We start from the raw sequence: 19981 nt of genomic DNA on the forward strand, positions 1-19981 counted from the left end.
GCTCACCCTTCAATTTTTAGTTATCTTTGTTAATCTTAATTTCGCCTGCCAGCGCTTGAGCGAACAGGCGCGTTCCGCTGCGTCCGCCCCCAACAAAAACAACAATGAGGTTTGCCATGGACACTCCATCGCGTCGCACGACGCTGACCATCGCCCTGTGTTTTATCGTTGCCCTGATCGAAGGCTTCGACCTGCAAGCCGCCGGCACCGCCGCCGCGGGCCTGCGCCAGAGCTTCGCCCTGGACCCGAAAATGCTGGGCTGGGTGTTCAGCGCCGGGATCGTCGGCCTGCTGCCCGGCGCCTTCTTCGGCGGCTGGATCGCCGATCGCATCGGCCGCAAGAAAATCCTCATCGGCGCCGTGCTGCTGTTCGGCCTGTTCTCCCTCGCCACCGCCTATGTCGGCAGTCTGTCGGGCCTGCTGCTGGCGCGCTTCATGACCGGCCTGGGCCTGGGCGCCGCCCTGCCCAACCTGATCGCCCTGTGCGCCGAGGCCGCGGGCGAGCAACGCCGTGGCACCGCCATCAGCATCATGTACGCCGGGGTGCCCCTGGGTGGCGCCCTGGCGGCGCTGGTGGCCATGCTGTTCACCGACCATTGGCAGGCGACCTTTATCGTCGGCGGCCTGGCGCCGCTGCTGGTGGTGCCGCTGATGCTCCTGCTGCTGCCCGAGTCCAGCGCCTTTCGCCAGCAACAAGGCAACCCCGGCCTGACCCGCCTCTCCACCGGCCAGGCGCTGTTCGGCGAAGGCCGGGCGCGCACCACCCTGGCCTTGTGGCTGAGCTATTTCTTCACCCTGACGGTGATGTACATGCTGCTCAACTGGCTGCCGTCGTTGCTGCTGGAGCAAGGCTTCAGCAAACCCCAGGCCGGGCTGGTGCAGATGCTGTTCAACCTCGGCGGCGCCCTCGGTTCGCTGCTCGGCGGCCTGCTGCTGGATCGCTGCAACGGCATCAAGGTGGTGCTGTTCGTCTACGCCGGGTTGCTCGCGGCGCTGGCCGGGGTCGGCCTGTCGGCGGGCCTGCTGCCCATGGCCTGCGCCGGGTTCGCCGCGGGGCTGTTCGTGATGGCCGCGCAACTGGTGCTGTACGCCCTGGCCCCACCCTCGTACCCGACCCTGGTGCGCGCCACCGGCGTCGGTGCCGCAGTGGCCATCGGCCGCCTGGGATCGGTGGCCGGCCCTCTCGCCGCCGGGCAGATCCTCGCGGCCGGCGCCGGCACCAGCGGGGTCTTGCTGGCGACCTCGCCGGGGCTGGTGATCGCCGCCTTGAGCATCATCAGCGTGATCGCCCGCCCGGCACTGCAAGTTGAGCCCGGGTCAGGAGCGGCGAGCCCGGCCACGCCCAAACCCTGACCCAGCTGGACATCAGCCTGGTTGACTGCCGTCACAATGTGGTTGCCCAGGCTGAAACAGCCCCCCACCCGCGCGGAATGCTCAGGACTGCCCCTCCCGGCGCTTTTTCGTTTCTGCGCCGCTTTTGCATTTCTGTGCGACAGATCCCACTTCGGGGACTCCCGTACCAGTCCCCCGTGGTGTTAGCGTGGGAGGTCAGATATTTCCTAACAATCTGCAAGGAACGCCTCCCGCAATGGATTTTTCCCTCAAGCAACTGGCCGCGGCCACCCTGGTGCTGGCCAGCCTGTCAGCCTTCACCACGACCGCCCACGCCAACATCACCCCGCAGCAGAACGCGGCGATTCTCAAGAGCTTCGCCGATGCATCGGTCAAGGACTTCCGCCAGTTCCTCGGCACCCTGGGCAAGAGCGAGCTGGCCAAGAGCGCCAACCTCGGCCCGGCGATCAATGCCTTCCTCGACAACAAGGCGCTTTCCGCCGAGCAGCAGAACGAGATCCATCGCCTGCTGGGCCTCTATGCGCGGGTGAAGTACGGCAAGGCCGCCACCGAAACCCTGCGCGAACTGGTGGCCATCCCCACCGTGCGCGTCGACGGTGTGCCCCAGCACGAGAACCCCGAGTTCCTCAAGATCGCCGACAAGATCCAGGCCCTGGCCAAGGCCTTCGACCTGAACTTTCGCAACATCGACAACCGCGTCTACGAGATCTCCCTGGAAGGCAGCGGCAAAGAAGTGGTGGGCATCCACGCCCATGCCGACGTGGTGCCGGTAACGCCGGAGAACTGGGTGCTGCAGGACGGCACCAAGCTCGACCCGTTCAAGGTCACCCTGGTCGGCGACCGCATGTATGGCCGCGGCACCGAGGACGACAAGAACGGCATAGTCGTAGCCCTGTACGCGATGAAGATCATCAAGGAAGAGAAGCTGCCGCTGGCGCGCAACTTCAAGCTGCTGGTGGACACCACCGAGGAAACCAGCGGCGACGCCATCCCCTACTACTTCGAACGCAACCCGACGCCGAATTACAACCTGGCGCTGGATGGCGGCTACCCGGTGGTGATCGCCGAAAAAGGCTACGGCACCGTCATGGCCAGCTTCCCGCGGCGTACCGCCGAAGGCAAAGGCGCACAAATCGTCTCGATGACCGGCGGCCTGGCCACCAACCAGATCCCGGGCGCCTCGGTCGCCACCCTGGTGACCGACCAGCCCGCCGAACTGGCCGCCAGCCTGCAGAAGGCCGGCAGCGAATACGCCAAGGCCCACGGCGGCGACTTCAGCGTGGCCGCCAAGGTCGAAGGCAAGGACGTCAAGCTGACGGTCACCGGCGTGTCCGCCCACTCCTCCGAGCCCGAGTCCGGGGTCAACCCGGTGGCGCGCATGCTCGACTTCATCAACGGCCTCGATGGCAAGGTCGCGCTCAAGCACAACCCGATCACCGATGCCGCCCGCTACGCCGCCGACAACTGGAGCCTGGACTACCTGGGCAACAAATTGGGGGTCGGTTTCGCCGATGACTTCATGGGCCCGCTGACCACCTCCCTGACCTATGTCGGCCAGGATGAACAGGCCTTCAAGCTGGCGGTCAACCTGCGCGTGCCCAAGGGCAAGACCCCGGAGGTGCTGAAAAAGGAAATTGCCGACAAGCTGGCCGCCTGGAGCAAGAAGAACCAGGTCGCGGTGAACTTCGACTACAAGATCGCCGAGCCGATGTACCGCAACCCCGAGGGTGAATGGGTCAAGGCGCTGTTGGCGGTGGCCAGCGAGAACCTCGGCATGCAGCACCAGTTCGGCACTTCCGCCGGCGCCACCTCGGTGCACGAACTGCCCAACGGCGTGCAATTCGGCCTGGCCCGTCCCGAGGTCAAGTACACCGGCCACAACGACAACGAGTTCAAGACCGTCGAGCAGTTCCAGCTGGACCTGCAGATCGTCACTGAAATGTTCGGTCGCATCGGCCAGCTGCCAACACTCTGAGCCCTTTCGGACCCGCCGCCCTGGCGGGTCCACTGCCGTGCTCATCCCGATCCAGGTCGGGCTCGAGCCCTATCCCCCTGATGCTCGACCGGCCAGACGCCATGTCCGTTTCTGGGCATGTCGACAGGCCAAACGATGGCACATTGACGCCATCCAAAAGGATAGAACCAGTTGCAGGCGGCCAGGGTTGGCCAAGCAGCGCCGGCATTGCGTAAGGAAAACGCTCTGCCTGTGTCTTTTTGCCGTATTTCATTAAACCGCCACCAGAACCCTGTACTAGGATACGAGGCGGCGACGAATCCGGCGAAAGGCTCTAAACATAGTCTCGCCGCACTCGTCGCTTACTAAGGCAAGTGTCGCGCAACATGAAACTCATGGATGAAATGATGAACTCACAAATACTGTTCCCACACATTGGCAAGGTCATCGCCAGCACCGGCAGTCGCAGTTTTCCGCGCATGCTGCATGATCTGATACGCACCCAACTGGCGGTGGACGCCACGCATATCACCCAGATGCGTGTGTATTCAGAGGGTCAATCGCAGCCCAGGAACGCCCGCGACTAGGTCTACAGCGACTCCACGCTCGCCCCATCCGGCAAGAATCCGACGGCACGCCCTGCCGAGACTGCCGCGCAATTGCACCTGACCAGCCACAAGGACGATTACCGCTACGTGATCTCGGTCTACCGTTCCTGCCAGTCCCAGAGCTTCTCGCACCAGGAACGCATCCTCCTGCAGGACTTCTCCCCACTGCTGCTGCCCATGGTGGAAAAACACCTGGCGGCGCTGCAGCCGCACAACGCCACCGGGGACGACCCCGAGGCCGCCGCCAGCCTGGAACACCAGGGCCTGGAAACCCTGCGCCTGCGCTTCGCCGCGCGCCTGCGGCAGTCGGGGCTGAAGCTGTCGAACCGGGAAATGCAGGTCTGCGTCGGCCTGCTCGCCGGGCGCACCGCCCCCGAGCTGGCCGGGCAATTGAAGCTCAAGGTGCACACCGTCGAGAGCTACCTCAAGCGGGCGGCGATCAAGATGGGGATCAGCGGGCGCCACTCGCTGCTGCGCTGGATGTATTCCCCGGACGAGGCCACGGCCACCCCAGGTCCGAGCCCCACCCTCTGATCCTCCAGGCCCGAGCCGGCTGTTCAGGGCTGGGGCAGATGCCAGGGGAACAGCCGGTGCAACAACCAGGAGACGCCTCGCTCGGTCGTCCATGAGCGGGGCGTCTCCTGCTGGCCAGCGGCATCAAGCCGCCCCTTCCCGCCCCTGCAACGTCCCCGTCTCATGCCTCGCGCCGGCCCGAAGCCCATGGCGAAGCTTCTCGGCTCGCCAGTGCCGGATGCGCGGCGGCAACCCGGTACTGGCCTGCATGGAAGACTAGCGGTTCTGCGCCGCTGTATCGGTATTGTTCGATCTCGCCAATGAAGATCAGGTGGTCACCGCCCTCGTACTGGGTGACGTTGCGGCACACCAGCACTGCCACCACATCGTCCAGCACCGGGGCTCCCGCCTTGCCATAGGCATGAGCTACACCGGCGAACTTGTCAGCGGCTGCCCGTGCGAACTGCTCCGACAAGTGGTGCTGGTGCGCGCCCAGCACGTTGATGGCGAAGTGGCTCGCCGAGCAAAAATCCTTCAGGCTCGGTGCCGTGCGTGCCAGGCTCCAGAGCACCAGCGCCGGCGACAGCGACAGTGAGGAGAACGAGTTGACGGTCACACCGACGTTGCGGCCGTCGGCGATGCGCGTGGTGATCACGGTCACACCGGTAGCGAACTGCCCCAGCACGTTGCGCAGTTCGCGGACATCGCGGCCCTCGGCATCGAGCAAATCGTGAGCCTTGGTTTCGGTGGCGGCACTCATGGTGATCTCTCCCCTCAAGCTGGCTCAGGCGGCCTGTTGGCTCATTGCGCGCGATTGCACGCGCAGCGTGAATCGAACCAGCGGTGCGGTCAGCGCCGTCGTCACCAGCGCGAACACCACGAGGATCGTGTAGACCTTTGGTGGAAGGATCTGCATCTGCAGGCCGATTGACAGGACGATCAGCTCCATCAAGCCGCGCGTATTCATCAACGAGCTCACCAGCATCGCATCGTGTGGCGCAAGCCCGGTGGTACGCGCACCCAGATAGCTGCCGCCGAACTTGCCGATGAATCCGCCCGCGAGGAATACACCGAACCACATCCATGATCCCGCGTCGTCGATCGTGCCGATTGACGCATGCAGCCCCGCATACGCGAAAAACACCGGCATCAGCACAAGCTTGACGAAACCTTCGACGTTGTCGCGCCACTCCTTCGCGACGCCGGGCACACGCCGCACGAACAGCGCCGCCGCCAGTGCGCCAAATGCGCTATGGAATCCGATCAGCGACGTCGCGAGTGCCGACACTATTACGAAGCAGAACAACACGGCCAAGCGGTCGCGCGCCGCATGCGCAGTCGATGCGAGCCGCGCAAGCGCCGGTCGAACCACGAAGCGCACCAGGAGCCCGCACAGCACCAGATACGCGAGCAGGCTGAGGAGCATGCGCGCAAATGCCCAGCCAGGCCCGCTCGATAGCGAGGCAATCGTTGCAAGCAGCATCCATCCGAGCGCATCCGTCAGCATCGCGGCAGACATTGCGTGCCGTGCGCCCACCATGGCGCTGAGCTCCAGGTCGTCGATGATGCGCGCCATCACCGGCACCGCCGATACCGCAAGTGCGACACCGCAGAAGAGTACATAGGGCAGCGCCGGCGCGTCGCTGGCGAGCGTGTCTTTCGAGACGATGGCGATGATCATGCCGATCGCGGCCGGTGCGACGAGCCCGCCCGCGGCGATCGCGACGGGCATGCGCCAGCGCTTGCCGCGCAGCGTCTCGCCCAACTCCATATGCAGGCCGACCTGAAACATCAGCAGTATCAGGCCGACTTCGCTGACTTGCGCCATCGCTGACAGCACACTTGGGCCGAACAACAGGTCGTAGAAACCCGGTGCGATCACGCCGAACAGCGAAGGCCCCAACAGCAGGCCGGCCGCGATCTCGCCGACGACCGCGCACTGGCCGAGCCGTTCGGCAATGCGGCCGCAGACGTTGCAGAGCGCAATCACCAGCACGAGTTGCAACAGCCAGATAGTCATGAATACCTCGCCGACACGAAGCGGGTGGCTGCGAGCCCAAGCGGGCCCGCCGCGCCGTACGCGGTGATGACCGTGACGCCGCTCGCCAGGTTCGCGAGCGCCTGGCGGAGCGACGTGGCCGAGGCCGGCTCGGCTTCACGCATCACTGCTCACTCGCGACGCGGTCGACCCAGCCCCGGTAGAACGCACGGTACTTGAGCACGAGCTTGTCGTACTTGCTGTACGCGCCGCCGCCGTCCGGCTTCATCCCGTTCCAGATTTTGACGTCGTACCCCGCTGCCTGCCTGGTCTGCAGCCCGAACAGCACAAAGTCGGTCGCGCGGCGCAGGGCGCCGCCCACCTTCTTGATCGAGATGAGCATGTGCATGACGTTCTTGCCGTCGCTCACCGGCGTCACACACTGGAGCAGCTTGTATTTGACGTTTCCGTCCAGGGCAACGGTCATGACGCACCCGCCGGGGTAGCCATCGAAGTGCAAGTTCATCTGCGACATGTTCAGGCCAAGCGCGCGCGACAGCATGCCGAGGGGGCCGAAGTACCGGTTCACGGTGAAGTCGATCCCGGCACCGAACCACGCGCCCGCCCGGGCAAGCGACTCAACCTCCGGCCACCGGCGCCAATCGTCGAAGAACTTGAGCTCGAAGGCCGAGATCGGGAGCGCGTGCACGGGGGTCGCGTGCTGCGCGTCGTAGAAGTTCTCGACGATCCGCAAGACCGCCGTCGTCGTCTCGAACGCGAAGTGCAGGTGCATGAAGTCGCCGTTGTCGACGTCGGCCGCGGCGATTTCGGGCAGCGGGTGCAGCGGCTGCGGGGAGCCGTACCAGACCCACACGTAGCCGTATCGCTCGACGGTGACCAACGTCGGCTGGCGCGCCCCGCGCGGCACGGGCTCCAGCCGGAGCACCGCCTGGTTGTGGCCGGGGATGTGAACGCACTGACCCTGCTCGTCGTACCGCCAGTGGTGAAACGGGCACTGGATGCACCCGTCCTTGACCCGCCCGTCAGCCAGGTTCGCGCCCAGGTGCGAGCAGTGGCGGTCCATCACCACCGCCCGCCCCGTCGCTCCGCGCCACGCCACGCAGGGACGGCCGAAGAGCGTCAACTCCGTCGGCTTGTCCTTGAGGGCGTCCGAGCGCATCGCGACGTACCAGCTCGCGGCCAGGCGCGTAGTCGCGTCGTACGCCCCCGGGGGACGCTTCTTGATGCTCGCTTGATCCAATTGAATGTCGTTCATCGTTTTTCTGTCGTCGTCGGCCGACTACTTCTTCATCGCCAAGCCGATGCGGGTCGTGATGTACGCCTTGAGCAGCGCGAACATCGGGTTGTAGTCGAAGTACTTTTTCACCTCTGCCGGCGCGCGGGTTTGCGTCCAGTACATCAGCTTCATCGCCGGCAGCAGGCTGTACTTCGAGTTGTTGAGCTGCGGCTTGGCCCCAGTGATGCAGTACCCGAAGCCGAACATCGGCTTGGCGAAGTCTCGTTCGTCGATGAGGGCGTGAATCCGCGCCGCAGCCTCCTCGGCCGGCTTGTGCCCGGCGCTCACGGCCTCGACCTCGGCCTTGGCGTCGTTGAACAACTGGTAGTACTCCTCCATGTCCGCGCACAGGTACCCGAGGTACGGGGGGTCGTTGTCGAGGTGATCGAGGTCGCCCTCGTCGCGCGACGCGCGGAACCTCGCGTGGGCTTGCACGAGCCGGAACTGCCCGAGGATTGTTCCGACCGCCCACAGCCTGTGGAACGCGTCCCATAGGCGGAAGTCCGAGAACGCCGTGTAGCAGCAACTGACGAAGTCGTCGTTGTGGTCCAAAAGCTTTTGCTGCAGGCGCTCGATGTACTCGAAGCGCTCGGGGGAGAAGTCGTCGTCGCGTAGCGCCTTGATGAGGCGCGCCGCGAGCGCGTGGATGGTCACCGCGGTGTTCTCGAGCCCCCGGGAGAAGAGCGGGTCGATGAACCCGTTCGCGTGCAGCATCAGGCAGTAGCGGTCGCCGACGCAGGCGTTCGACGAGAACTGCAGGCGGTCGGTCTTGACCCAGTCGCGCACCGGCACGGCGTCCCGGAACTGAGCCGCGATGCTCGGGAATCGCGCGAGGAACTCGTCGAATTCCTGCTGCGCGGGGATGTCCGTTTTCGGGTAGACACGCGGGTCGAGCTGCAGGCCGACGCTCACCAGGTTGTTGGTCGACCGCGGATGGTTGTTGAACGGAATCACCCAGAGCCAGCCGCCCGTGAACATGTGGTGCAAGGTCCCTTCGTGCCAGCGCCAGCGCTGCCCCTTGACCTTGAAGATGTCGTCGAACGGCTTGACCCCGAGCATGTGCGTGTAGAGGCTGCGCGAGTGCGTCTTGAAGCGACACGGTTCTTCGCGGAGCTTGAACTGGGTCGCGAGCGGCGCGCGGGGTCCTCCGCAGTCGATCATGTAGCGGCCGGTGAACCGTTCGCCCTGGGCGGTGGTCACCGCGACGCCGTCTTTATCGGCGTGGTATTCGCTCACGCTCGTCTTCTGGTGGACCGTGCAGCCGTATTTGATGGCGGCTTGCAACAGGTAGGCGTCGACGTCTTGCCGGTAATAATGGCTCTCCGGCCCCCACGGCAGCTCGGGAATGACGCACTGCGTGAACTCCTTCGGGTCGTGCTCCTGGCCGGGCTTGTGGAACACGAAGCCGAAGTTGCGCTTGATGCCCGTGCTCGACGCGACGTAACGCTGCGTCGAGTAGAACGACGTGATGTGGTCGAGCTCCGGAATGCCGTAGCGATCGGCGATGATGCGGTTCATGAGAGACGTCTCGGGGATCGACGATTCGCCGATCGTGAACCGCGGATGCGACGACTCCTCGATGATCAGCACGCGAAACTGTTGCTTGGCCAGGATGGCCCCCATCTGGGTGCCGGACATGCCCGAGCCGAGGATGATCACGTCGAAATGGTTGCTATCACGCCCGTTCGCGGGGCTCTTCTGAGTCATGGGGGCAAACTCTCCTTGTGAGATAACACCTGGGCCGTGCGCGTCAGGATTCGTCGAGCACGGCGCGGATGCGGGACCGCGCGGCACACGTGAGCGTGAGTAGATCGCCGAGCATGCTGGGCGCGTAGCCCCCGCTGCCGGTTGTGGGGCCGCTTCGCCCGACTTCGTACGCCCGCTCCGCCAATTTGAGGTGAGGCGCGCGGAAGCGCAGCAGGACCTTGAAGACCCGCTCGAGGGCTGTCAGCCCGGCCCGGACGGGCTCGCCCCGCGCACCGACCGCTCGTGCCTCGCCGAGCACGCGGTCGATGAGCGCCGGCCGCCCGGCGAACCGAGCGTAGACCGCCCTGTACGCGGGAAGCACGTAGGGCAGGTACGTCTCTTTGAATTCTCGATAAACCTGGTCGTCCGATTGCGAACCCCACAGGACGTGCTCCAGCACGAAGAGGGGCATTTCTACGGCACCGGGGCCGAGGTAGCTCTGGCCCCCGACTCGAATCGGTTCGTAGAAGGGGCGGAGCTCATCGTAGAAGACCTGCGGCGAGATGAAGCGGTACGCGTAGACGATCGATTCGACCATTTTCTGCAGATAGGCTGCCAGCTCGTCGCACCCTGGCGCGAACGCGGGCGAGCGCAGGGGCACCTCGGACAGTTCGACGGTCACCGCGATCGCCGCCTCGAGGGCCGCCATCGAGATGCGCACGCTCTCGAGCAGGTGCGCTTCGTCGGGCAGCCCGGTGTAGCTCCGCTGCGCGTCGGCCGCCGCGGGGTTCCAGACCGTCACATGCAGGAGCGTCTCGCGCGGCGGCAGGTCGGTCGCGCGTGCCAGGTCGAGCAGCACCGGCTCAAGCCCGGGCACCACGTCCGCGGGCTCATGTCCGTGCCGCTTGAGCGACCCCAGGAAGAACCCGATGTCGCGCATCGCCGCGGCGGCTTCGACGAAGCCCCAGCCGGAGGGCACGCCGCGCGCCGGGAGGAACTCGCGCAGCAGGCCAACGATGCCGGGCACGTCCTTGTTACGGTTCAGGCCCGGCAGTTGCAGGACGAGCGAGCGCGCCTGTAGCGGATCGCAGGCCGCCACGGCAGCGTGCGTGGCCGCGAATGCGGACACCCGGTCCAAGGTGCGTTCCACTAGAGGATTTCCCGCGCCGCGAGCGTCGGTCCTGGCTGGCTGCGAGACAGCCCCGCGTCGCCGTCACGCAGCGACCGCAGGTAGTCGTAGTTGGTCGGCAGGCTCGTGCGCAGACGCTCGGCCTCGCGCTGGATGCTGGCGAACATCGCCTCGGCCTTCTCGATCGACTCCGGTCGGTGCTGCAAGAGCGGCAGCGATCGGTCGGGCAGCATGCCCAGGCCGGCAAAGATGCAGTAGTAGTTGCCGTTCAACCAGAAGTTCTTGAATTCGTAGTCGAAGGTCTCGTAGTACGTGGAATCGTCGAACGACGTGGTGGTCAGCGGCAGCCCCGCCTTGTAGCGCTGAACCTTCTCTTTGATGGCGTCCGAGAGCCGCAGCTCATGCCGGTTGGCGAGCCAGAACGGGGTGTCTTCGCGCGACGCGGTGAAATAGTGCGCCTGAACGAAATCCCGGCAGTCGTCGAACATGTGGACGATCTCGGCGTTGAATGCGTCGCTCAACCGCGGGTCGAACGAGGTGTCGGGGAAGTGCTTCACGAGCTGGTACAGCGCCGCGTAGATGAAGTAGATGCCCGTCGATTCCAGGGGCTCCAGAAAGCACGACGACAGCCCGATCGAGACGCAGTTGTTGACCCACGCCCGCTTGTTGCGCCCGACCCGGAACTTGATCTGGTTGAGCGGCTGGTTGTCCGAGAGACCCCAGAGGTTGAGGAAGTCGGCGGTGGCCTGGTCGCGCGAGGTGAACTTGCTCGAGAAGACATAGCCGCTGCCGAACCGGCCCAGCATCGGAATCTTCCAGGTCCACCCCGAGTTCATGGCGATCGCGGAGGTGTACGGCTCGACCCCCTCGCGTGCGTCGTCGTTGGGCACGGCGCTGGCGACTGCGCTGTCGCACAGCAGATAGTCGGACATGTCGATGAAGGGTTCCTTCAGGGCCTGATTGATCAGGAGCCCCCGCATGCCGGAGCAGTCGATGAACAGGTCCGCCTCCAGCGTCCGCCCCTCCTTGGTGAGCAGGCTGGAGATGTAGCCGCGGTCGTTCAGGCGAACCTCCACGACCTCGTCGACCACGCGGTTCACCCCGCGCTCGACAGCCCAGCGCTTCAAGAAGTCGGCCACCAGGTGCGCGTCGAAGTGCCACGCGTGGGACATCTGGCGGGTGCCGTCGGCCAGGCACGGTGCCAGCTTGCCGTCGAGCGCCCCGGGCTGCGGGTAGCAGGCGTACTCCATCGGCTGCCGGAAGCCCTGTTCGCGCTTGCGCAGCCAGTAGTGGGTCAGCGGTACGCCGTCGCAGTTCGGCACGTTGCCGAACAAATGGTAGAAGTGATCGTCACGCGAGTGGTCGGGAGACTTTCTCCAATTCACGAACTTGATCGCGGCCTTGAACGCGCCGTTCACCTGGGGCATCCACTCCCGCTCCGGTATCCCGAGGAAGTCGAAGAACACCTTCTGCAAACTCGGGATGGTCGCCTCGCCCACGCCGATCCGGGGGATCGCCGCAGACTCGATGAGCGTAATGTTCGCTTGCTGCTGGAGCGCCCGGACGAGGTACGAGGCGGCCATCCAGCCCGCAGTGCCGCCGCCCACGATGACGATATTCTTGATCGGCTTGTTCATAACACTCCTTGTTTCAAGGCGGACTGCCTGTGACGAGAGGAAGGCCGCCAATCTCGTGCAATCCGTGCAAGAGGCACATCAATGTGCTGGTTAGAGTAGAGACTCTAGCCTGCCGGGAAAGCGACGCAAATTCCGTTTCCGAATTAACATTCTCAAATGCAAGGGCATTGGCTATAAAAGAAGGTTTTGCGTACAGGCCCGAGCGCTCCAGGCTCAGCCCTGGGCAGGCTTCAATCGCGCGCCAGGGCTTCGATCGGGTCCAGCCGCGCCGCATTGCGCGCCGGCACGAAGCCGAAGACGATGCCGATCAGGGTCGAGCAGGCGAACGCGGTGACGATCGAGCCCAGGGAGAACACCATTTCCCATTCCTTGACGAACAGCGAGAACAGGTAGCCGATGGCGTAGGACAGGGAAATGCCGATCATCCCGCCGATCAGGCAGACCATCACCGCCTCCACCAGGAACTGCTGGCGGATGTCCGTGATGCTGTCCAGGTAGCGCTGGCCAAGCAGGCGCCCGGCCGCGGTTTCATAAGGCACCCAGACATTCAGCGCCTTGCTCGCGGCGAACATGTTCTTGTTCTCCGCAGTCACGCCAATCACCGTGCACGGCAGGTTGCCCACCAGGATCACCTGGCCCAGGGGATCTTCCCCGGGGCCGAACAGTCGGTGGCGGGCGTTGTGGTCGATGACCACCACCTGGGCCTGGCGCCGGGCATCGCTTTCGCTGAAGGCGATGCTCGCCGCCAGCTTCAGCCCGCGCACCTGGAAGTACTGGTCGCTGACACCGTTGACCTGGGCGTCGAGGTCGATATTGCGGTAGCGCAGCAACATGTTGCGCCCCACCACCGGGGTGGCGCTGTCGACGTAATACAGCTGGTTGAGGGCCGCGACATCGGCCGGTACCAGGGTCTCGATGGCCGTCGCCCGGCTATCGCCGAAGCTGGTGCCGGAATAGACCCTGCTGCAACGCCATCCCGACATCCTCCAGGCCGAATACCAGCTCAAGGCCGCCAACGCCAATATCGGCGCGGCCCGCGCCGCGTTCTTTCCCAGCGTCAGCCTGACGGCCAACGCCGGCACCTCCAGCCTGGAGCTGGCCGGGCTGTTCAAGGGCGGCTCCGGCAGCTGGGCCTTCCAGCCGCAGATCAACCTGCCGATCTTCAATGCCGGCAGCCTGCGGGCCAGCCTCGACTACGCGAAGCTGCAAAAGGGCATCAGCATCGCCCAGTACGAAAAGTCGATCCAGACCGCCTTCCAGGAAGTCGCCGACGGCCTCGCCGCGCGCCAGACCTACAGCGATCAGCTCGACGCCCAGCGCAGCCTGGTGGCAGCCACCCAGGACTATTACCGGATGGCGGAACACCGCTACCGCACCGGCGCCGACAGCAACCTGGTGTTCCTCGACGCGCAACGCTCGCTGTTCAGCGCACAACAGGGGCTGATCAACGACCGGCTGGCGCAGCTGATCGCCGAGGTCAACCTGTACACGGCACTGGGCGGGTCCTGGAAGACGGAGTCGAACCCGGCGCTGGCACTGCGCACGCCCTGACAACGGCGTGCAGGCCTGCCAGCCCGGGCACAAAAAAGCCACTCCGGCGAGTGGCTTTTTTGTGCGTTCCGGGGCGAGAAATGCGATCAGTTGTATTCCAGTACATAGGTCAGCGTTGCATCGGCTTTACCGGCGGCGACTTCTGTACCTGTGGGGACATAGCGCGCGTTTGCGACAAAACGGTACATCTCGGTGCTGGGGCCGCTGGATTGCCAATCCAGGGCCACCGCCTTGTCCTGGCTGAATGGCAGGGCCACGTTCTTGTCGTTGGTCAGCGAGATGGCAACGCCCTTGGCGACGCCAGGCTGGCCGACACCGTTCAGATTCAGCAAGCCATCCCGAACGGAGTTGCCCTCGAAATAGACCTTCACCGGTGGCTTGACCGTGGGATTGAAGCCCTCGCACACAACATCCAGGGCGAAGGGAACGTCCTGGACCGACCCGTGTTTTACTTGCTCTGCCGCGGGACGCCCCATATTGACCTCGGTGCTGCTCTTGGGGGTGTGGCAAGTCGTGAAGAAGACATCATGTTCGAACTTGGTGGTAAGGCTTTCTCCTTCGATGGCATAGACCGCTCGCCTCGGAGTGGTGTAGCTGGTGTCAATAAAAAAGTTGGTCTTATAGTTGAAGGAAGGCATAGCCCCCTTTCCGACACCGAAGTCTGTACGCACAAAATCTATTTTCACAACACTGGGAAAATAGACCAAAAATTCAGCAATGCCTTTAAGGGTACGAGGTGGGAAATAGGGGGAGCTCCCCGCACGGGAACTGTGCCCAATGCGAATGCCGATCCCAGGAACACCAGAATCGTAAAGCCCTTGACTGCCTCTTGATGTAAGGCTGGTATCCGCTTCGGTCAGTCCATATTCAGACCTAGTGCACCATGCCCATCCTCCAGAGCGGCGTCCGGCCGTTACTTCGTAGGATGCCATTACTTCGCCAATGGCCGCGTACTTCAAGGTTGTAGTGGCTGGAAGACTGGCAATGACAGACGGATTGTTCGGTGTACCTGAGTCAGGCTTATCGCAATAATCTGCTGCATAGGCAGAAGTTCCCATGATGCATCCCAGGGTCAGTGCAACCAGCCTCATCTGTTGTAGTGTGTTCAAAACGTTTCTCCTCGATCCGAGTGCAGATTGGCGTTGCAGCTTCCCTGGATGGGAATCGGCGTGGGGCGACAGTCTATGCGGGGCAACTACAAGGGATAAATCAGAGGATTCTCAAAATCGGTGCCGCTGCGGTAGCAATCCCGGGCACAAAAAAGCCACTCCGGCGAGTGGCTTTTTTGTGCGTTCCGGGGCGAGAAATGCGATCAGTTGTATTCCAGTACATAGGTCAGCGTTGCATCGGCTTTACCGGCGGCGACTTCCGTGCCCGTGGGGACGTAGCGCGCCTTTGCGGCAAAGCGGTACATCTCGGTGCCGGGGCCGCTGGATTGCCAATCCAGGGCCACCGCCTTGTCCTGGCTGAAGGGCAGTGCCACGTTTTTATCGTTGGTCAGCGAGATGGCAACGCCCTTGGCCACGCCAGGCTGGCCGACACCCTCCAGATTCAGCAAGCCATCCCGAACGGAGTTGCCCTCGAAATAGACCTTCACCGGTGGCTTGACCGTGGGGTTGAGGCCCTCGCACACAACATCCAGGGCGAATGGAACATCCTGGACCGACCCGCGTTTTACTTGCTCTGCCGCGGGACGCCCCATCTTGACCTCGGTACTGCTCTTGGGGGTGTAGCAAGTCGTGAAGAAGGCATTATGTTCGAACTTGGTTTTAAGGTCCGTTCCTTCGATGGCATAAACCGCTCGTATCGGAGTGGTGTAGCTGGTGTCAATAAAAAAGTTGGTCTTATAGTTGAAGGAAGGCATATCCCCCTTTCCAACACCGATGTCCGTACGCACAAACTCTATTGTCACTACCTTGGGAAAATACAGTAAAAAGTTATTAATGCCTTTATTGGTAAAAGGTGGAAAAGAAGGGGTATACCACCCATCTTCGGAAATGTGCCCAATGCGAATGCCGACCCCAGGAACACCAGAATCGTAAAGCCCTTGACTGCCTCTTGATGTAAGGCTGGTAACAACATCAGTCATTCCCCATTCAGACTTAGAGCACCATGCCCATCCTCCAGAACGGCGTCCGACCGCTACTTGGTAGGACGCCATTACCTTGCCAATGGCGGCGTACTTCAAGGTTGTAGTGGCTGGAAGACTGGCAATGATCGACGGATTCAATGGATCGCCGACTAAGTAAGACCTATCGCAATAATCCGCTGCATAGGCGGAAGTTCCCACGATGCTTCCCAAGGTCAGTGCAAGCAGCCCTACCTGTCGTAGCGTTTTCAAAACGTTTCTCCTCAGTCTGAGTTCAGACTGGCGGTGCAGCCTCCCCTGGGGTGGGAATCGGCGTAGGGGCAGTACTCTATGCGGGGCCACTGCAAGAGATGAATCAGATAAATCTTAAAGTCACTGCCGCACCCCGCTGCCTTTCTCATCAGGAGAACTCATGAAATTAAAGTTCAGCCACGTCGATGTTCTGGTCAAAGACCTCGAGCAAGCCTGTGCGTATTACGCCCGGATTTTCAGCGCAAGGATTTCCAGGACCCTGGATTGGCAGCGCGACGGTTTGCATGTGCGTTATGCGATCGTCATGTTCGGCACGGAGCGCCTGATGCTGGTGCAACCCTTTGCCGGCAATCTCAAGGCGCTGATGGACAGCAACGGCGAAGGCACGATCTACCGTCACTGCTATTGCACGCCGGACATCGAGGCCGCCTACGACGAGTTGCTGGCCGCGGGTGTGCAGCCGGAAGACGAGAACGGCAACCCCCTGTCGCGCGACAATCTGCAGTCGCCCAGCGGGACGCGCATCCTCTGGCTACCGAAACGCTTCGGGCATTTTTCCATCGAGCTGCTTGAAGAGGCAGAGCTGGAGGCCTTTATCGAGGAGGCGTTCGCCGAGGACCGATAAGGCGACAGGCGCCAGCGCTTCCCCCTCGCCGCATAGGCTGAAACTCCCAGACGGCCTGGGAGTATCGGCCAATGCGCAACCTCCCAGGCCTCCCCATAGTTGTGACATCTGCCAGCAGAGGGGCCCAAGTGCGGCCCCCACAACTAGAAGCGCCGAGGAGCCTGTCATGACCACCCCCCAATCCCCCACCACCGACCTGACCGCTGATACCCCTACCGATCTGTACCCCGTCTTCCCCAGCAACGACACACTGACCAGCACTGCCCTGACGGACAGCGCGCAGATGGTCGTGGCGACCGGTGCAAGCGTGACCCTCGACGAAACCGCCGGGTTGCAGAACGCCACCGCCACGACCAGCCCCGCGGAAGACGCCAACGACAATGACATCCTGCTGGCCGCCCTGCCCTCGGCCTTCGCTGCCCGCTTGAGTGCCCTCGGCGCCGGTAGCGCGACAGGCGCGGCCTTGAGTGGCTACACCGGTGCCGCGGACAACACCGGCAGCAATGCCTTCACCGTCAACCTGGCGCCCGGCGCGACCAATATCGATATCAGCTTCACCGACAGCCTGGGCGCGCCGCTCAATGGCCTGGACAGTGGTCTGGATACCCTGGATGGCATCGACATCCTTCTCTATACCGATACGGACAACAACATCCTGCTGGGCCGGGCCGGTGGTCCTGGCGGCGCAATCGTGTTCGCGGCCTATATCGAAGAAACCGGGTCGCCGGTGTCAGGCGGCAAGCTCTGGACCGTGGAATACCAGCCGCTCAAGCATCCGGACGCCAGTAATCCGGACGATGCCCTCAACCTGCTGAACAAGGTGTTTATCGGCGCCAGCCAGGACCTGACATTCAACCTGGCCAACGCGCCTTCCGGGCAGAACCTGTTCCTGATGTTCAGCAAGGCCACCCCGACAGTGGTCGACGATAACGGTGTCCTGCGGATCAGCGATCCGACGATCATCGCCACCGGCAAGGACCCCGCCAACCAATCGACGGGCGTCAACATCAGCACCGGCGACACCATCAACACCAGCCAGGCGGGTGGCCCGACCACCTTCGGCACCAACAGCCAGATGATCACGGAACAGGAAGGCATTCGTTTTACCTTCGTCACCGGCGCCCGGCAGGACATGACCATTCCCAATCTGGACCAGAACGAAGCCGATGAGGAAGACAACATCGACTTCACCGCGATGTTCAATGCCAAGGCGGCCAATTTCGATATCGTGCAGCTGCAAGGCGGCAAGAGTGCCGTGGTCAAGATCAGTGCCTTCAACACCGCGGCTGAATCCGGGGAGGCTTTCATCGACGGCTATGCCAGCGATACGGTGGTGGCGATCACCAATGTTCGCGTGATCAACAACGCCACCGGGCTGGTGATCGAAAACTCGGACGGTTCGGTGAACGATGCGAGCATCCTCATCAGCTTTACGGGTGGCGTGGCTACCATCACCGGCGTCAAGGCCGGCTACCAGATCGAATACACCACGGCCGCGGACCACAACCGGGTACTGATCGAAAACGGCGCGGCCCTCGATGCCAAGGGCAATACCCACGCTGACTTCGACATAGGTGGCTTCACCCTGCGCCAGGCCTCCACCACGACCGCCGAAATCGGCTCGAAGATGATCTTCGAGGACGATGGACCGGCCGCAGCCGGAACCGCCGTGGCCGGTACCGTCGATGAAGACGGCCTGGCCAGCGGTGTGGCCGGCGGTGTCGGCGACGTGTCTGGCGAGGCCACTGTGGCCAGCGGCAGCGTCACCGGGATCTTCCAGTCCGGTGTCGATGTGCCGCTGAGCTACTCCTTGTCGAGCGATACCAGCGGCCTGCCGGCATTGAGTTCGGGCGGAGTGGCCCTGGTCTACAGCGTGGCCGGCGATACCCTCACCGCCAAGGCGGGCGCCGTCGATGTGTTCACCTTCAGCCTCAGCACGGCAGGCGCCTATAGCTTTACCCTGCTCAAGCCGCTGGATCATGCGGCGGGCAACGACGAGAACGACATCACGATTAATCTGGGCTCGTTGCTGCGGGCCTCGGATAAGGATGGCGATACGGTGACGGCCGCCGCCGAGAAGCTGGTGATCACCGTCGATGACGATACGCCAACCGCGGCCGGAACTGCCGTGACCGGCACCGTCGACGAAGACGGCCTGGCCAATGGTATTGCCGGTGGTGTCGGCGACGTGGCGGGTCAGGCCACCAACGCCAGCGGCAGCGTGAGTGGCATCTTCCAGTCCGGGGCCGACGTGCCGCTGAGCTATACCCTGTTGAGTGACACCAGCGGCTTGCCGGCGTTGAGCTCCGGTGGCGTGGCGCTGACCTACAGCGTCCTGGGCGACACTCTCACCGCCAAGGCGGGCGCGGTCGATGTATTCACCTTCAGCCTCAGCGCCGCCGGTGCCTACAGCTTCACCCTGCTCAAGCCCCTGGATCACCCGGCCGGCAATAACGAGAACGACATCACGATCAACCTGGGCTCGTTGCTGCGAGCCACCGACAGCGACGGCGACACGGTGACCGCCGCGGCCGAGAAGCTGGTGATCATCGTCGATGACGATACGCCAACCGCAACCGGGACCGCCGAAGCCGGCACCGTCGATGAAGACGGCCTGGCCAATGGCATCGCTGGGGGTGTCGGCGACGTGGCTGGCGAAGCCACCACGGCCAGCGGCAGCGTCACCGGGATCTTCCAGTCCGGGGCCGACGTGCCGCTGAGCTATTCCCTGTCGAGTAATACCAGCGGTCTGCCAGCCCTGAGCTCGGGCGGGGTGGCACTGGTGTACAGCGTGCTGGGTGACACCCTGACCGCCAAGGCGGGCGCCGTCGATGTGTTCACCTTCAGCCTCAGCGCAGCGGGGGCCTACAACTTCGCCCTGCTCAAGCCCCTGGATCACCCCGCCGGCAATAACGAAAACGACATCACCCTCAACCTCGGCACCCTGCTGCAAGCCACCGACAAGGACGGCGACACGGTGACCGCCGCGGCCGAGAAACTGGTGATTACCGTCGATGACGACACGCCAACAGCCAACGGAACTGCCGTGACTGGCACCGTCGACGAGGACGGCCTGGCCAATGGCATCGCCGGGGGTGTCGGTGACGTAGCTGGCGAGGCAACTGTCGCCAGCGGCAGCGTGACCGGGATCTTCCAGTCCGGAGCCGACGTGCCGCTGAGCTATTCCCTGTCGAGTAACACCGGTGGCCTGCCAGCGCTGAGCTCCGGCGGAGTGGCGCTGGCCTACAGCGTCCTGGGCAACACCCTGACCGCCAAGGCCGGTGCGACTGACGTGTTCACCCTGAGCCTG

13 protein-coding genes and 3 pseudogenes are annotated in these 19981 nt (G+C 63.5%); 6 read left to right on the forward strand and 10 right to left on the reverse strand.

Features of this window, described 5'->3' with window-relative positions; translation table 11 throughout:
* The first annotated feature begins 116 nt into the window (after window positions 1-116).
* The 3 genes and pseudogenes from mhpT (at window position 117) to J4D28_RS29410 (ending at window position 4448) form a co-directional block, all read left to right on the forward strand.
* Complete coding sequence (gene mhpT / locus J4D28_RS29400; protein WP_103331508.1) at window positions 117-1352, forward strand: 3-(3-hydroxy-phenyl)propionate transporter MhpT; 1236 nt, start codon at window positions 117-119, stop codon at window positions 1350-1352.
* 235 nt (window positions 1353-1587) lie between these two features.
* Complete coding sequence (locus J4D28_RS29405; RefSeq protein WP_103331507.1) at window positions 1588-3327, forward strand: dipeptidase; 1740 nt, start codon at window positions 1588-1590, stop codon at window positions 3325-3327.
* A 386-nt stretch (window positions 3328-3713) separates the two neighbouring features.
* A pseudogene (locus tag J4D28_RS29410) lies at window positions 3714-4448 on the forward strand (helix-turn-helix transcriptional regulator).
* A 160-nt stretch (window positions 4449-4608) separates the two neighbouring features.
* Here the strand turns inward: J4D28_RS29410 and J4D28_RS29415 are convergent.
* The 8 genes and pseudogenes from J4D28_RS29415 to J4D28_RS29450 form a co-directional block, all read right to left on the reverse strand.
* The gene (locus J4D28_RS29415) at window positions 4609-5187 is read right to left on the reverse strand and encodes a flavin reductase family protein (protein WP_103331506.1); all 579 of its coding nucleotides are present in this window, start codon (window positions 5185-5187) and stop codon (window positions 4609-4611) included.
* A gap of 24 nt (window positions 5188-5211) precedes the next feature.
* Window positions 5212-6447 (reverse strand): cation:proton antiporter, encoded by a 1236-nt coding sequence (locus J4D28_RS29420; RefSeq protein ID WP_101282711.1) that lies wholly within the window; start codon window positions 6445-6447, stop codon window positions 5212-5214.
* Complete coding sequence (locus J4D28_RS29425; RefSeq protein ID WP_053269313.1) at window positions 6444-6590, reverse strand: flavin reductase; 147 nt, start codon at window positions 6588-6590, stop codon at window positions 6444-6446. The genes J4D28_RS29420 and J4D28_RS29425 overlap by 4 nt, the downstream gene beginning before the upstream one ends.
* Complete coding sequence (locus J4D28_RS29430; protein ID WP_038633271.1) at window positions 6590-7681, reverse strand: Rieske 2Fe-2S domain-containing protein; 1092 nt, start codon at window positions 7679-7681, stop codon at window positions 6590-6592. The genes J4D28_RS29425 and J4D28_RS29430 overlap by 1 nt, the downstream gene beginning before the upstream one ends.
* A 24-nt stretch (window positions 7682-7705) precedes the next feature.
* On the reverse strand, window positions 7706-9409 hold the full coding sequence (locus J4D28_RS29435; protein ID WP_038633273.1) for an NAD(P)/FAD-dependent oxidoreductase: 1704 nt from the start codon (window positions 9407-9409) through the stop codon (window positions 7706-7708).
* Between the two features lie 43 nt (window positions 9410-9452).
* Window positions 9453-10538 (reverse strand): monodechloroaminopyrrolnitrin synthase PrnB family protein, encoded by a 1086-nt coding sequence (locus tag J4D28_RS29440; RefSeq protein WP_103331505.1) that lies wholly within the window; start codon window positions 10536-10538, stop codon window positions 9453-9455.
* Window positions 10538-12154, reverse strand: a complete 1617-nt coding sequence (locus tag J4D28_RS29445; RefSeq protein ID WP_103331504.1) for a tryptophan halogenase family protein — start codon at window positions 12152-12154, stop codon at window positions 10538-10540. Before J4D28_RS29445 ends, J4D28_RS29440 begins: the two co-directional genes overlap by 1 nt.
* A gap of 230 nt (window positions 12155-12384) precedes the next feature.
* Window positions 12385-13113, reverse strand: a pseudogene (locus J4D28_RS29450) (ABC transporter permease); the annotation flags it as partial.
* 1 nt (window position 13114) lies between these two features.
* Between J4D28_RS29450 and J4D28_RS29455 the strand changes: the two are divergent.
* A pseudogene (locus J4D28_RS29455) lies at window positions 13115-13705 on the forward strand (efflux transporter outer membrane subunit); the annotation flags it as partial.
* 86 nt (window positions 13706-13791) lie between these two features.
* Here the strand turns inward: J4D28_RS29455 and J4D28_RS29460 are convergent.
* Complete coding sequence (locus J4D28_RS29460; RefSeq protein WP_103331503.1) at window positions 13792-14814, reverse strand: fimbrial protein; 1023 nt, start codon at window positions 14812-14814, stop codon at window positions 13792-13794.
* Window positions 14815-15017: 203 nt separating this feature from the next.
* Window positions 15018-16046, reverse strand: coding sequence for a fimbrial protein (locus J4D28_RS29465; protein WP_103331502.1), 1029 nt, complete (start codon window positions 16044-16046; stop codon window positions 15018-15020).
* A 160-nt stretch (window positions 16047-16206) separates the two neighbouring features.
* Here J4D28_RS29465 and J4D28_RS29470 point away from each other — a divergent pair, with 160 nt between their 5' ends.
* Window positions 16207-16671, forward strand: coding sequence for a VOC family protein (locus tag J4D28_RS29470; RefSeq protein WP_103331501.1), 465 nt, complete (start codon window positions 16207-16209; stop codon window positions 16669-16671).
* A gap of 166 nt (window positions 16672-16837) precedes the next feature.
* Window positions 16838-19981: hypothetical protein (locus J4D28_RS29475; RefSeq protein WP_207246510.1), on the forward strand; the 3144-nt coding region annotated here is incomplete at its 3' end.

The sequence above is a fragment of the Pseudomonas sp. GW531-T4 genome (assembly GCF_017349615.1).
Classification (GTDB): Bacteria; Pseudomonadota; Gammaproteobacteria; order Pseudomonadales; family Pseudomonadaceae; genus Aquipseudomonas; species Aquipseudomonas chlororaphis_I.

Excerpts from the sequence above, each read along its gene's own strand:
- J4D28_RS29420 (WP_101282711.1), bottom strand. The coding sequence starts at position 6,447 with ATGACTATCTGGCTGTTGCAACTCGTGCTGGTGATTGCGCTCTGCAAC.
- J4D28_RS29415 (WP_103331506.1), bottom strand. The coding sequence starts at position 5,187 with ATGAGTGCCGCCACCGAAACCAAGGCTCACGATTTGCTCGATGCCGAG.
- mhpT (WP_103331508.1), top strand. The coding sequence starts at position 117 with ATGGACACTCCATCGCGTCGCACGACGCTGACCATCGCCCTGTGTTTT.
- J4D28_RS29470 (WP_103331501.1), top strand. The coding sequence starts at position 16,207 with ATGAAATTAAAGTTCAGCCACGTCGATGTTCTGGTCAAAGACCTCGAG.
- J4D28_RS29435 (WP_038633273.1), bottom strand. The coding sequence starts at position 9,409 with ATGACTCAGAAGAGCCCCGCGAACGGGCGTGATAGCAACCATTTCGAC.
- J4D28_RS29425 (WP_053269313.1), bottom strand. The coding sequence starts at position 6,590 with ATGCGTGAAGCCGAGCCGGCCTCGGCCACGTCGCTCCGCCAGGCGCTC.
- J4D28_RS29430 (WP_038633271.1), bottom strand. The coding sequence starts at position 7,681 with ATGAACGACATTCAATTGGATCAAGCGAGCATCAAGAAGCGTCCCCCG.
- J4D28_RS29405 (WP_103331507.1), top strand. The coding sequence starts at position 1,588 with ATGGATTTTTCCCTCAAGCAACTGGCCGCGGCCACCCTGGTGCTGGCC.
- J4D28_RS29445 (WP_103331504.1), bottom strand. The coding sequence starts at position 12,154 with ATGAACAAGCCGATCAAGAATATCGTCATCGTGGGCGGCGGCACTGCG.